The sequence below is a fragment of the Vreelandella zhanjiangensis DSM 21076 genome (assembly GCF_000377665.1).
In the GTDB taxonomy this organism is placed as follows: domain Bacteria; phylum Pseudomonadota; class Gammaproteobacteria; order Pseudomonadales; family Halomonadaceae; genus Vreelandella; species Vreelandella zhanjiangensis.
In genome coordinates, this window is record NZ_KB898646.1 from 42,833 (window position 1) to 56,511 (window position 13,679).

Below are 13,679 nucleotides of genomic sequence, written 5' to 3' on the forward strand. Positions count from 1 at the left end.
TATTAATGATAGCCCAAGGAGATACCATGCCAACCAGCTTGGTAACGGGCGGTAGCGGTTTTACGGGCCGCTACCTGATTGCTCACCTAAAACGTCAAGGCCACCGTGTGGTGGCCTTAGCAAGCCAGCCTTGCGGTGCTGATGAAGCTCACCATATTGATATCAACGATGCAGCCACTCTGCAAGGTGTCATCAATCAAGTCGCACCTGAATATGTATATCATCTAGCTGCGCTATCATTTGTGGGACATCCTACGCCGCTGGATTTTTATCGCGTGAATGTACTCGGCACTGAAACCCTGCTGCAAGCCTTGGTTACGCTGCCAGCGCCACCGCGTGTATTAATTGCCAGTAGCGCTAACGTGTATGGAGCTAACGCTCAAGCGGTGATTGATGAATACGTGCCGCCAGCACCTGTTAACCACTACGCCAACTCCAAAATAGCCATGGAGCATATTGCTCGCACCTATGCAGAACAGCTCCCGCTGCTCATTGCCAGACCGTTTAATTACACGGGGCCAGGCCAGGCGCCGCACTTTCTAGTGCCTAAGATTGTTGAGCATATCAAGCGACGCGAAAGTGTCATTGAGTTAGGTAATACTCACGTCAGCCGTGATTTTAGCGACGTTCGCGATATAGTTAGTATTTACTTTCAGCTACTAACGACGTGGCCTAAGCAAGCGGCAAGTGGCAGCTTAGTCAACGTGGGGAGTGGCGAGGCTGTATCGCTGCATACCTTAATCAAAAAGTTGGAAACGTTGGCCCAGCATCGCATCGAAGTAAGGGTTAACTCCGCTTTTGTACGATCTAATGAAATTCCAGAATTAAAAGCGTGTAATAAGCGCTTAAACGCCTGGGTGCCTAAGTTGGCGCGACATTCCCTTGAGCAAACCTTGCAGGAAATGTTGGAGTCACCATAACTGATTGATAGAAAATATCTTTATCATAATAATATAGTAAAACTGACAATCCTAGGCTAATCAAATCGGCTGCCAAGGTTAGGTTGGCAAGAAAAAAGTAATCCAAATGCCTGCGCTCTTAATAAAACGATGCAATTTATGTTTTTACGCCACAAAAGTGCTGTTCTGACGGGTCGCTATCTGATTGCTCACCTAGAAACGCCAAGGCCATCGTGTGGCCTTGGCAAGCCAGCCGTGGAACTGATGACGCTCACCATGTTGACATTAACGATGCAGCCACTCTGCCGCGTGTCATCAACCAAGATATCGATGCCCCCGCGTACTGCTCGTGACCTTTCCTCTAAATTAGCACCACTGGCTCAGTGAGATTCTCCACATCATGCCGCCCTTTGAGCATATTCAGCGGGTGGCACATAATTGAGTGAGCTGTGAGGGCGAACGTAATTGTAATGTTCTCGCACGCCTTTATTTCTGCTCTTGCCTCATCCAATGTTCTAAACCAGTGGCGGTTTAGGCATTCGTTTCGGAACTTGCCGTTTAAGCTCTCCACAAAGGCATTCTGAGTAGGCTTGCCAGGCTGAATAAAGTCCAGCGACACCGTAGTTTCTTTGCTCCAGAAGAACATCACCTTGCTTGTAAACTCGGTACCATTGTCGCAAATAATCTGTGAGGCTTGCCTCTTGCTTCGCACAGCTACTCTAAAAACCGAGCCACCTGACGTCATCGATACGGAGACCAGCTGACCCACCATTTCTCGTGAAAAGTCGTCCACCACATTCAGCACTCGGAAACGCCGACCATTCGCGAGCTGATCGGAGACGAAGTTCATCGACCAACGCTTATTGGCTCTTGTTGGCACGTTCAAGGGCTGTTATGGCCGATGGAGTTTCTTGCGCCGCTTGGTGCGTACCTGCAGGCCTTCTTCGGTATAAATTCGATACGTTCGCTTTCGGTTAATGACCAGCCTTCTGCTTTTAACAACGCATGTAATAGCAGATAGCCATAGGCAGATTGCTGAGTGGCAAGTGCTTTAAGACGCGCTCTTAAGGCACCGTCTTGTTTATCCAGCGCTTGATACCGATGCGCTGTTCGAGAAATGCCTACAAGTTGGCAGGCAAAACGCTCGCTGATCTGGTGGCAATCAACAAGATACCGAGCAGCCGCTTTTCGGGCTGTAGGCGTTACCACTTTTTTGACAGAACATCCTTCATGGCCTCGACTTCCAAGAGCTTGTCAGCCAAAAGCTTTTTCAGCTTATTGTTTTCCGTTTCAAGCTCTCGCAAGCGCTTCGCTTCATTTACTTCAAGCCCGGCGTACTTACTACGCCAGTTGTAGAAGGTGGCGCTGGAAATGCCCAACTTTCGGCACAGGTCGTCCACCTTGGCCCCTGCCTCATGCTCCTTGATAGCGCCAGTGATTTGCTCTTTGGTATAGCGTGTCTTTTTCATAGTGAGACCTCCGTTAACCAAGATTAACTGGAAATCTCATCGAGTTCATGGTGTTGGTTTTGGGGAAAGGTCACTCGCCAGTAGTGCCAATGTGTATGGCGCAAATGCCCAGGCGGTGATTGATGAATATGTGCCGCCAGCACCGGTTAACCATTACGTCAACTCCAAAATAGCTATGGAACATATTGCCCGCACCTCTGCAGAGCAGCTTTCGCTGCTCATTGCCAAGCCGTTTAATTACACCGGGCCAGGGTAGGGGCCGCGCTTTCTAAAGCCTAAAATTGTCGAACATATTAAGCGACGCGAAAGTGTCATAGAGCTAGTTAATACTTACGTCAGCCGTGATTTTTAGTGATGTTAACTACGTAGTAAGTGTTTACTATCAACTCATGGCAAAGTGGCCTGAGTGGCCAGTAAGTGTCAGCTTATTCAGCATGGGAAGCGGGGAGGTCGTATTGCTGCATACCTTGACCGAAAAACGAAAACGTTAGCACAGAATCACATCGAAGTAAGAGTTAACCCCTTTTTATGCGATCTAAGAACTAAAAGCGTGTAATAAACGCTTAAACGCCTGGATGCCACGGTTGGTGCGGCTTTCACTTGAGAAAAATGCTGTAAATTCCGTAACTAGCTGATTGCAAAAACTGTTTTTATTGGAAAATATCGTGAAATATGGCAGGATTAAGCTAAACTAAGTAGTTGACTAAGATTAAGTTGGTGGTAATAAAAGTAAACTGAAGTGTCCGCAGTGGCACAGAAACAGCACAATGCGCATTTTGTTGATTAATTTTTGCTCTCAAAAATGATTTTTTGAGAGGCGCTCAGTGCTAAAAAATACTGTTCAATAAATAACAGCATGCTACTAAAGTTGTGTGACGTGCTCTGGCATTGCAAAGTAACGTTTGGTGACAAACGCACAGTATTCCAAAGGCAAGTTTTTTAACTGCAGTAATGCTATTGACTTACTATGCCTGCTACGGTTAAAACGTAGCGGTGAATATTAACGGCAAAAATTAAATTTTCGTGACGGTGTTAAGTATTCGCCGATATTTCTGCGAAGCCTAAGCCGAAACATAAAGGGATGAGAATTAGTGCTGATGGTTTCCGTCAGCCTAATCTCTGGAGCGAGGCCTCGCTCACGGTCGCGTTTTCCATACAGGCTTAAACGCGACTAATGTCGATTCGACACCTAAATATGGAGTTACATCAATGGCTTTATCAGATACTCAAATTCAGCAGCTTTATACGGCCTACCTCGGTCGTCCTGTTGACCGTGAAGGTTTGGATTACTGGCAGGAACAAGACGTTTCCATTGCTGAACTTCGTGCCAGCTTGGCAAATGATGCCCAGCCTGAGTATGTCGAACTTTATGGTGACCGCACTCGCGCTGAGCTGGTAGAAGCTGTCTATCAAAATATGTTCGGTCGCGAAGCTGATGCAGAAGGCCTGGAGTACTGGGTGAACGGTGGCGGCGCATCTGTACCTGCCAGCGAACTGCAGCAACTGTTTATTTCCGCTGCTTCAGCTACAGATCGCCTAGCATTTAATGATCGTGTTGCTGCTGACCAAGCTCAAATCGAAGAGCCGATCGATCCTGTAGATCCAGGCACTCCGGGCGAAACTTATGTACTAACTGAAGGTCGCGACAATGTGACTGGTACTGCAAACGACGATACCTTCTTGGGTGACGTTGGCCAGAACCAGAACGGCGCGATTTCTAACGCCCTGTCTACTGGTGACCGTCTAGACGGTGCTGGCGGCCGCAATGTTATCGAAGCTTCTCTGATCAACGATAACGAAGTTGATAATGGCGTAACTCAAGCGCCGCGCCCGATTACACAAAACATTCAAGAAGTTTACATCGAAGCGTTGGAAAGCAATTCTTCTGATGGTGGTAACGCCACTCTAGATGCTACCCGCATGCAGAACGTTGAGCAGTACTGGTCCAACTTCAGCCGTAGCGACATGACGTTCTCTGGCGTTAATCTAAACGGCAGCAACCTGAATATCACCAAAGACGTGACATTCGGCATGCGCGATGTGGATTTCGACTCTGGCCTACGCGCCATGTTCGAAAGCCAGTCTCTGGTTCGTGCGCCGGCTACTCAGCTCAACTCTCAGCTGCTGGTTCGCATTGCTGACGTTAGCACCGAGACTCCCACTACTCCGCTGGCTAACGTTGACCTCAACCTGAGCTTCAATCTTGGTGGTGAGACGGTAACGCTTGACGGCATTCGCTCTACTGACGGCACTTATGCTGGTCTGGTAGAAGCGCTGCGCGCTGAGCTGGCGGAAGCTGGTCAGACTGATGTGAATGTAGCTTTGTCTACTCCCTACGAGCAGGTAACTGTTGCAGGTAACACTGTAACTCTGCCGTTCACTGCTCAAGAAATCCTCATTACCGATGCTTCTGGTAACGAGTTCAGCAGCGTGAACTTTACTCAGCGCGCTATTGAGCCGGTAGCGGATGGCTTCCTAGTAGCGGGTAATGCACAGCCTGTTGATCCTGCTGTAAGCAGCAACCTGATCGAAACCAACCTGATTCTTGACAACGCTGGTCGTGGTTCCACTGCAGGCGACGTTACTATCGGTGGTATGTCTAACTCCGGTAAGGTAATTGAAAAGCTGAATCTGGAAGTTGATCGTAACAGCAAAGTTAACGACGTTTTCTCTGCTTATGGCATGGGCCATGGTGTTGTTAACAACACTGAGACTAAGGTCGCCTTCGAGCAGATTGAAGTCACTTCCGGCGATGCGCAGGGCGACCTGTCGATCACTAACGTTGGCAATGTTTATAACTTCGACGCGACTGCGTTTGAGGGTGCTAACCTGACTGTTGGTGGTCAAGCTGGCGTTAGCAACTTTGCCGGTGATTGGGAGCCGAACGCTGAAGCTCGTGCTCACGTTTACAACACAGCAAACGAGGCAGGAAGTAACGACAGCGTTACCGTTGTTTACTCTCACGACAAAGCAGCTGAATTCAATGGCTTCTCGCTGGCCATTAATACTGGTGCGGGCGATGACTTCGTTCACACTATTGCTGTGGGCGAATTTAGCAACAATCTGCCTAACCAGCAGGATCTGCAGCAAAACGTCAATATCAATGCAGGCAGTGATAACAACACTGTTTGGACTGAAGGTGCAGGCGGCGTAACCGTTACTACCGGTGCTGGCAACGACGTTATCTACACCGATAACAGCGGTCTGTCCGAAATGAATGGCGATTTTGGTGCTGCTACTTGGTTGGTAAACACTGCCAATACAGAGTTCACTGATCTGCGTGGTACTGCTACTGGCCTGTCTTCCGGCGTGGCTACTCCTGCTGGCAATGACATTCCTGCTGTACTGTACGGTGCAAGCCTGACTGTTACTTTGGCCGGTGCTAACACTGGTGGAGCGGTAACAAGCGGTGCTGCTGCTGGTTTCGCAAATGGTTTTGAAGGTATTATCAACCTGAATGATATCCTGGGTGATCGTGTATTCGGTGATCAAACTGATATCAATGCTGCAATCATGCAGGTTGTTAACAACCATAGCGTACTGAGCAATCTGCTGGTTGCAGAAAACGGTCCTGATAACAGCCTTGTTATTCGCTCTTTGGTTGATGGCGAGTTTAATGCAGAAGATCTGCAGATTACTCTGTCGCCAGCAAACGCTGCCAACATCGGTACCTCTGATCAGGGTCGCCTGGTAAACGCTATTCGTGAAGAGTCTAATGACTCATCTTACAATGGCGATAACCTACAAGACGTGCTAAATGGCTCTACCAGCGCTGTACACCAAGGTATGAACGGTGTTGGCACAGCTGGTGGTGTTCAAGCTACTGACCTTGGTGTTGCTCTAGCTGGTTCAGCTTCTACCGCTGACAACACCGGTAACGTTATCAATGCTGGTGACGGCAACGATGTAATCGTTCTGTCTACTAACGGTGTGAGCAACGAAACAGTTGTTTTCGAAGAGAGCTTCGGTCGCAACACTGTTGTTAACTTTGATGCCGATGGCACAAGTGCTGGCGCTGATACCCTGGACTTCACTGCCTACTTGGGTAATGAGCAGTTCCAAGGTGGCAGCACTTCAGCGGAATCTCGTGACGTGTTCGCAACTGTTGGCTCTAATGGTACTTCAACTGTTACTGCTAACAACGTTATTACACTGAACGACTTCGCTGCTGGCACTGGTAACAACTCCGGCCAGACTTGGGGCAACCTGACTGCTGAAAACCTGCTGACTGCTATCCAGAATGGCAGCAACAGCGCTGACTACGGCAACCTGCAGTCTAGCACCCTTGACGTTGGTAACGTCGCTGGCCTCGTTGGCAACACCATCAACGCTGTTGTTATGGTTGAAAATAACAACAACGCGGGTGAGTACAAGGTGTTCTCATTGACTGGTAGCGGCGTTAATGACGCTAATACTGCCAATGAATTCACTGGTGCTGAGCTGGTTGGTATCGTGGACTTCGGTAACACTATCGATGGATCCGCGGTTAACTTCGCTTAATCGTTGAGAACGCTGGTTGTCAGTTGATTATTGTGACAACCAGCTTCCTATTTACGATTTCTTTAATCGTTTATTAGGAAAACAAAACCCCAATCCTTGGATTGGGGTTTTTCCTTTTGAAAGAGGGAGCCAGCATGTCTAAATGGGTTACCATCTCGCGTCAGCAGCACTCAGATCTATTTTATCTGCCGCGCCATAACTATCGCTTTACTGCCGAACATGCCGTCGTGCCAATTCTAGCGGGTGAATTAAGGCAAGCGGTCACTCAATTTGTAATGGGCTTTATCAAGCGTGAAGAGCGATTTATTTTGGTTGCACTGCTTGGTAAAAGTGCACATTCACATCACTATATACATCCTGAAGACGCTAGTTGGCTGGGAGTTTATGTTCCTGCCGTTTTTCGCGGGCATCCCTTTGGACTTGCCAAGCAAGACGCAACAGGAGAAATGGTCTTACAGGTTCATGCCGATCACTTATCGGATGAGGCGGGAGAGCCTTTATTTAATGATTCGGGCGCGCTTAATAACGCGGTGGAACAGCAATTGAGCTTTTTAGGTGAGTGTGCGAAAAATAGACAACAAACGGATGAGGCATGCCATCGTCTCGCCGAAAAAGGTGTGTTGCAGCCTTGGCAAACTGGTAAAGATGAGCCCAATGCTATTGGGCTATACCAAATTAACGAAGAAAAACTGAATAAATTATCCGAGGCAAGTTTTTATCAGTTACAGGGTGTGCCTCTGGCGATAGCATATGGACAGCTATTTTCTATGGCTCAGCATGAGCAGCTTTCTCAGCGTTCAGAGTTGCACGCTAAGCTAAATGTGCCCGAATCTATTGATGAGCTATTTGCAGATAATGACGAAGATTTGCATTTTAATTTTTAATCATCATCTGCCCAATACATGAGAGTAGGCTTCCATGCGCAGTTTTAGGTCTTGTCTGGAAAGTGCTTGCGCTCGACAGCGTGGCGTTAGAAAACGGCTCAGAATACTCATTTACTCTCTGTGAATTCCCTTTCTTGGCCGATTTATGATTTGTTTTGCTTTCGACCGTCAACTTTTTAGACAGAACCTAATACATCTTAGCTACCAAATTAAGCAAAACAGTTTTTACCCCGTGATGCTAATTCAGTAGAATAGCGCGCTTATTTATCGCGACGAGAGTGGAGCATGATGTCTACGTTGCCCAAAAGCGTTGTAGTGGGAGGTCGCCGATACCCAACCTGGGCGTTAAGCTCAGAGGCCCGTCAGCAGTTGATCAACTTAAAGCGGGTGGATGCGTACATTGCAGAACTAAAGGGTCGTTTGGCCTACTACTTAGCTGCTCGGAAGCAGTGTCAAGATAGCCTGAGCCGGGCGCTGCCAACCAGTCAAACTTCCCAAGTGCAGCGCTATTATTGGCAGATGGCACCTGCTGAGTGGGCACATCAGCCGTGGCCACCAGAAAGTGCCCAGCTGTTAATGCGAAACTTTGGCGCAAGAGAGCATTACCGCGAGGGCGACTGTTTGCTTATATATGTTAAAGGCTATGGTGTATGCGGCTGGGGGGAGGTTCGCGTAGGTAGCCACTCGACAAAGCGCTTACTGGTCTGGCGGAGTAGGGTGACTGCTCTGGCTGACGCAATATCGGCTAAAATGTTAAGAGAGTATGCATTACGTCACCCAACGCGAGCATCGCAACGTTTGCCCGAAGATACTAATATTGAGCCTTTATTAAGTGCGCTGAAAGCTCGAACTGGTGTAGATGCAGTATAGTTTTCAGGCAGCTTGATAGCATCAAAACTGCTACAATATGTCTGATATTTTATGATTAATTTAAAGGGAGCCTGGCATGGCAAAAGATGAAACTCAATATGTCACGATTGATGGGCATGAGTACATTTTATCTGATCTATCCGAGAACGCGCGTAATCAACTGATTAATTTGCGAGTAACCGATCAAGAAATTCAGCGTCTGAACCAGCAGCTTGCAATTGGACAGACAGCGCGCACTGCTTATGCGAACGCGTTGAAGGCAGAGCTGCCAGAGAAAAAGACTCATTAAGGGCGAGTTGTAAAAAGGTATTTAATGAAGCACAGTTTTTTAACTGTGCTTTTTTATAGATGTAGAGCGCCGAATTTTTAGCCATGCATAGAAAATAGCGCCCGCAAGCGCTTTCGTATCGTTTATCAGTGTCTGGGGATGAGTTAGTTGCATCCGGAGGTTCGTTGACACCGCTATCAGAATTAAGCTATAGCTAGATCAGTCGTTAGTTAATAACTATGCATCAGCTTAGCGTTGATCTAAAGCAGAACGAAGATTCGGCCAGCGTTATGGCTAACGGACGACAGGGAACGTAATTGATGATGTCGGGAGACAATAATGCTAACTCCATCACAGCAGTTGCAGTCGTATTATTTAGCAATGTTTGGCCGAGCCGCCGACCCGGGCGGATTAAACTACTGGCTGAATGAGTTGGACACTGGAAGTTTAAGGCTTGAGGGCGTTCTTCAGCAAATGTTGTTATCCGACGAGTTTGCTTCCCAGCGGGAAGTGCTTGCCCAGCTTGATAATAGCGGTTGGGTCAATGAGGTATACCAACGTTTGTTTGCGCGTGAAGCAGAAGCTGAGGCAGTATCTTACTGGTCTGAGCAGGCTCAAAATGGTTATTCTCCCCAAGCTATTTTGCTCGCTATTACCGACGCTGCGAAAGGTACTGATGCAGAAGCGCTGCATGCATATGCATCAATTGCGGATTTCTACTCCTCGAACGTATCAAGTGACGAGTACGATGCTGAGCGTTCGCTAGTACAGGACGGTTTCAGGTCAAACGACCAGCTTTATCAGGATTTGGCGGAGTTAGATGCTACTTACGATACTTTAAGTTTGGCTCAGGCAGGAGAGTCCATAGAGGGTCGTCCGCTATATAGCGCCACCGTTGGGGAAGGTCCACGTAAATTAATGATCGTGACCCAGCAGCATGGTGATGAACCCGTGGGCACCGAATCCGCGATGCACCTGCTGGAGTGGTTGAGTGGCGATAGTGAGGCAGCTCAATCGTTGCGTGAGCAGGTCACATTGACCGTTATGCCCAGAGTTAATCCAGATGGTTTTGAGCGCTGGGAACAGCTGGTTTCAGGTAATAGTGATCCTGAAACTACATTAGACCCACGTCGTAACTCAGCAGATATAGATCTCAACCGCACATGGGATTCCAGCGAAACTATTGATCCGGCGCTGATTCCTGAAACCTTAGCTGTACGTCAAATATTGGAAGCGTTTCAGCCGGATTTGATTCTCGATTATCACAACCAGAATAACTATCTCAATGAGATGGGCGAGCTGGAGACAATGTCGATTCTGTGGCCAACTAATGACGGTGTCGAGCCTTCTATTACGGCTACCGCGCAGCAGGCTGCTATAGCACTTGCCCAAGGGGTTGAGCTATTCGATTATGGGTATCTATCTTTATTCCCCGGCGGCGATGCGGCTGATATCGGCCGTAATGGAATAGCGATAGATGGTACGCCGGCACTTTTAATAGAACAGCGTGGGCTTGAAGAATTTGAGTTAAAAGCGCTGGAAGGGCTAGAGCTTGATTTTGATGCAGTCGCAAGCGCGCTAACTCTTGAAGGGGTTCTAAGCATGATTGGCGTTATGCAGGCTCTTGGTAAAGATGGCTTTGAAACCATTGACCCTGAATTAGCCATCTTGATCCCGGAACGAGGAGAGCGTACCCCCTTCGATGAAATTTATGCTGAAGAGGTTGATTGGGGAATGGATATCGCGGCTACCCCTAGCACAGAGTCTCTTTATGATGGGGAAGAACTTACTCCTGTGACATTGGCGGGTGTAGCTGAGCCCTCATCAACGGAATTTTTAGCCGCATAAAAAGACCCGGTGATTCCTATCTGTTCGAAATGCCCTCATGCTAATAGTGAGGGCATTTTTTTGGCTGACGTGATTTCTAAGATATTAGTATAGATAGCGTATAAGCCTGCTAAGCATATTTGCGCCTACTAGCCCCCTTTGAGAGTTGTGCTACTATCACCGGCCTTCGTTTTCTGCTGGAAGCGCTAAATGGTCGTTACAAAGCCTTTATACCAAATGATAAGTGGCATGGTGTTTTTAATGAGCGCCTTGGCGCTGGTTGTGCCATCGGGCTATTCAATCGGTCCTGTGATGCTGTTATTGGCCAGTGGGCTGCTTTTAGTTAAACGTCTACCTTGTAAGCTCAAGCCGCAAGACCTATGGATTATCGCCGCGCTGGGTATTTATGGCGTTGTTGTAGGTGCGCTTTCTTTACTTGAGCTTAGTACGCGCGAGCTTGACCGCCCGGTACGGTTTTTATTGGCGATACCCGTGTTAGTGTTGATTCTGCGCGTTCCTCCGCGGCTGCCCTGGCTATGGTCGGGCATTGCGTTAGGCGCAATCGGTGCAGGGACGCTGGCGGCTTGGCAAAAATTTGTTGAAGAAGTATGGCGTGCCGGTGGGTTTCTGCATCCCATACAGTTTGGCAATTTAAGTATGCTAATGGGGGTGTTGTGTCTAGCAGGCTTAGGTTGGGCTGCCGTGCAAAACTCTCGATATAAATGGGTGGCGCTCTTATTAATAGGTGCGCTGTGCGGCATGCTGGGATCGTTATTTTCGGGTAGCCGAGGAGGCTGGATTGGTTTGCCCATTATAGGACTGGTGCTTTACCGCAGCTATGGTCACTGTTTCTCAGCGCGGGTTAAATTCAGTATTATTGGTTTTGTAACGTTGCTTCTTGCAACGCTTTATATGTTGCCCCAAACCGGCCTTCAGCAGCGAGTAAAAGAAGCAGCCAGCGACATCAGCAGCTATGTGACGGGAGAAGAAAGGGATACCTCACTTGGGCTTCGGTTTGAAATGTGGCAAGGGGCAACGCAGTTGATCGCAGACCGCCCTTTATTAGGCTGGGGGGAGGCTGGTTATAAATCCGCCATGCACGAGTTAGGCGAGAAAGGCGATATTTCAGTCGCTGCTTCTGAATTTGGCCATGCACACAATGACGTCATCGATGCATTTGCAAAGCGCGGGATCCTAGGGGTGGCAGTATTGCTATTGTTGTACCTAGTGCCCATACGTATGTTTGCTTCAGGTTTGCTGCATTCCAATCATGAAATTCGAGCGTTAGCCGTAGCAGGCACGTTATTGTCTGTGGCTTATATTGATTTTGGTCTTTCGCAAACCTTTTTTGCGCATAATAGCGGCGCTATGTTTTACGCGTTCTGGCTAGCCGTGCTATGGGGCACTTATAGTGCAAAGAAATAATCGAGCAAGGGTTACAGTGTTACGCATTACTCGATATCAATAGGGAAATAAGGGCAGTGGCCAGGCATTAAGGTTTGCGTGGTGATGTTTTGGGGGCAACCACTTCCACTTTTTTCTGTTCTTTTGTCCACTTGCCTGCTGGTTTATCAATATATTGAAAATACTCGTTGGTAAAACTGCCCTGGTTGCAAGCATGCCGATAGGAAACCGTCGGCACGTCTGCTTGATCAAGCTCCTGATTAAAAACGCCAGGGCCGGTGATATCAAACACGTTTTTAGATTCGTTAGCCTCAATGTTCGCGCATGCTCTATCAATCAGCTTGGCTAAATTGGGGTTGGCGGGTTGGCTGGCAATAAAGTAGTTGCTGAAAAGGTCTTGCCGGGTAATGACATATAGTTCGTCAATATTTTCAGGCACCACGCGGGCTAGCGGCCAGATAGCGTGAGCATCTATATCAAGATAAACCCCGCCATGTTTTTGAAGAACCAGTAAGCGCCATAAATCCGCCTGTGCTGCCCCAATTTGCAAGCGGTCATAGCAGGCAAGTATTTCTTCATTAAAGCTTTCGCTGATAAATTGGCGCCGCTCGTCAGTCACCATAAACCGGTATTCAAACCGGGGAGCCATCAGTCGATTAAAAAGATAGTTGAGGTATACGGGGAGCGTGACCTTACCCGTAAAATTGGTCTGCCAAATAATGCGTGGTATGACAGGCTCTCCCTTGGGGGAGAGCAGTGGGGAAGCAGATGCAGGCAAGGTAAAACGTTTGTTGGGAAAAACAGCATGAAAAACATAGCTTGAGAGCTTGGTAACGTTGGCCAACAGCTTAATAAGGCGGCTTGTTCCTACAATAAGCGCATTTTTAAAGACAGATGATGCGGACATGACAATGTTCCCGACTGGCAATCATAGCCGCTTGGTTAACGGCAAATGCGGCTAGTCTACCAGCCTCCTTGGCCTTCCAGTAGACTGCGCATGTTATTGTCCAGTTTTATACGAAAGTCTGCACTGCCCAGCACCATGGCATCGCCTGAACGTACCACTCTGGCGCTGACGTACAAATAGTCTTGTCCTTGAGCATAAGTACCCATCAGGATAGAGCGGGCGTTGTGCTGAGAGCTTAAGCGCTGGACTTGGCGGGAAAGGATCAATTCACCCACGCTTTCCTCGATAAACATGCTGTCGCGCATTTTAACTTCACGCACCTGCATGCCTTGCTGGGCAAGGGCGGAGGCCATGATCTCTGAGCTAATACGCCCAAACGTGGAAGACTGACTTAAGTTATCAATACTCACAAAGGTAGCAGCAATCATGGGGCTATAGCGCGTAAGGTCTGGGTTGCTTGAAACCATCTGTTGGGCTGCTTTATGAGCCAACTCAGAAAGATCTGGCGCGGGTTCTGCTGGTTTATTGTTTGAATTACCCATCGTGCTGCAGCCCACCATGGATAGCAATAAAACGCTCATCAGAAACAGGCGACTAGCGGATGAACGTTTGCGCGATGGCAGCCTTGCGATAAATGTAAAAGACATGACG

General features: G+C 48.1%; 9 protein-coding genes and 1 pseudogene. 7 read left to right on the plus strand and 3 right to left on the minus strand.

Features of this window, described 5'->3' with window-relative positions:
- The first annotated feature begins 26 nt into the window (after positions 1–26).
- Entirely contained in the window at positions 27–920 is an 894-nt protein-coding gene (locus D467_RS0100140; RefSeq protein ID WP_018915469.1) for an NAD-dependent epimerase/dehydratase family protein, read from the plus strand.
- Positions 921–1,297: 377 nt separating this feature from the next.
- Here the strand turns inward: D467_RS0100140 and D467_RS19615 are convergent.
- Positions 1,298–2,368 (minus strand): annotated as a pseudogene (locus D467_RS19615) (IS3 family transposase).
- A 91-nt stretch (positions 2,369–2,459) separates the two neighbouring features.
- Here D467_RS19615 and D467_RS19950 point away from each other — a divergent pair.
- The 6 genes from D467_RS19950 (at position 2,460) to D467_RS0100190 (ending at position 12,142) form a co-directional block, all read left to right on the plus strand.
- The gene (locus D467_RS19950; protein WP_018915471.1) at positions 2,460–2,624 is read left to right on the plus strand and encodes an NAD-dependent epimerase/dehydratase family protein; all 165 of its coding nucleotides are present in this window, start codon (positions 2,460–2,462) and stop codon (positions 2,622–2,624) included.
- Between the two features lie 953 nt (positions 2,625–3,577).
- Complete coding sequence (locus tag D467_RS0100165) at positions 3,578–6,868, plus strand: DUF4214 domain-containing protein (RefSeq protein ID WP_018915472.1); 3,291 nt, start codon at positions 3,578–3,580, stop codon at positions 6,866–6,868.
- A 134-nt stretch (positions 6,869–7,002) separates the two neighbouring features.
- On the plus strand, positions 7,003–7,752 hold the full coding sequence (locus tag D467_RS0100170; RefSeq protein WP_018915473.1) for a SapC family protein: 750 nt from the start codon (positions 7,003–7,005) through the stop codon (positions 7,750–7,752).
- Positions 7,753–8,698: 946 nt separating this feature from the next.
- The gene (locus D467_RS0100180) at positions 8,699–8,911 is read left to right on the plus strand and encodes a DUF6447 family protein (RefSeq protein WP_018915475.1); all 213 of its coding nucleotides are present in this window, start codon (positions 8,699–8,701) and stop codon (positions 8,909–8,911) included.
- A gap of 318 nt (positions 8,912–9,229) precedes the next feature.
- Entirely contained in the window at positions 9,230–10,738 is a 1,509-nt protein-coding gene (locus D467_RS19510) for a M14 family zinc carboxypeptidase (protein WP_018915476.1), read from the plus strand.
- Positions 10,739–11,215: 477 nt separating this feature from the next.
- Positions 11,216–12,142: an O-antigen ligase family protein gene (locus D467_RS0100190; RefSeq protein WP_244147785.1), complete on the plus strand. Its 927-nt coding sequence runs from the start codon at positions 11,216–11,218 to the stop codon at positions 12,140–12,142.
- Positions 12,143–12,209: 67 nt separating this feature from the next.
- Here the strand turns inward: D467_RS0100190 and D467_RS0100195 are convergent, their stop codons facing one another.
- Together D467_RS0100195 and D467_RS0100200 are read right to left on the minus strand one after the other, a co-directional pair.
- Positions 12,210–13,028 carry a glycosyltransferase family 32 protein gene (locus D467_RS0100195; protein ID WP_018915478.1) on the minus strand — a complete coding sequence of 273 codons (819 nt, stop codon included), beginning with the start codon at positions 13,026–13,028 and terminating at the stop codon, positions 12,210–12,212.
- 56 nt (positions 13,029–13,084) lie between these two features.
- Positions 13,085–13,675: a FlgO family outer membrane protein gene (locus tag D467_RS0100200; protein WP_018915479.1), complete on the minus strand. Its 591-nt coding sequence runs from the start codon at positions 13,673–13,675 to the stop codon at positions 13,085–13,087.
- Positions 13,676–13,679: the final 4 nt, after the last annotated feature.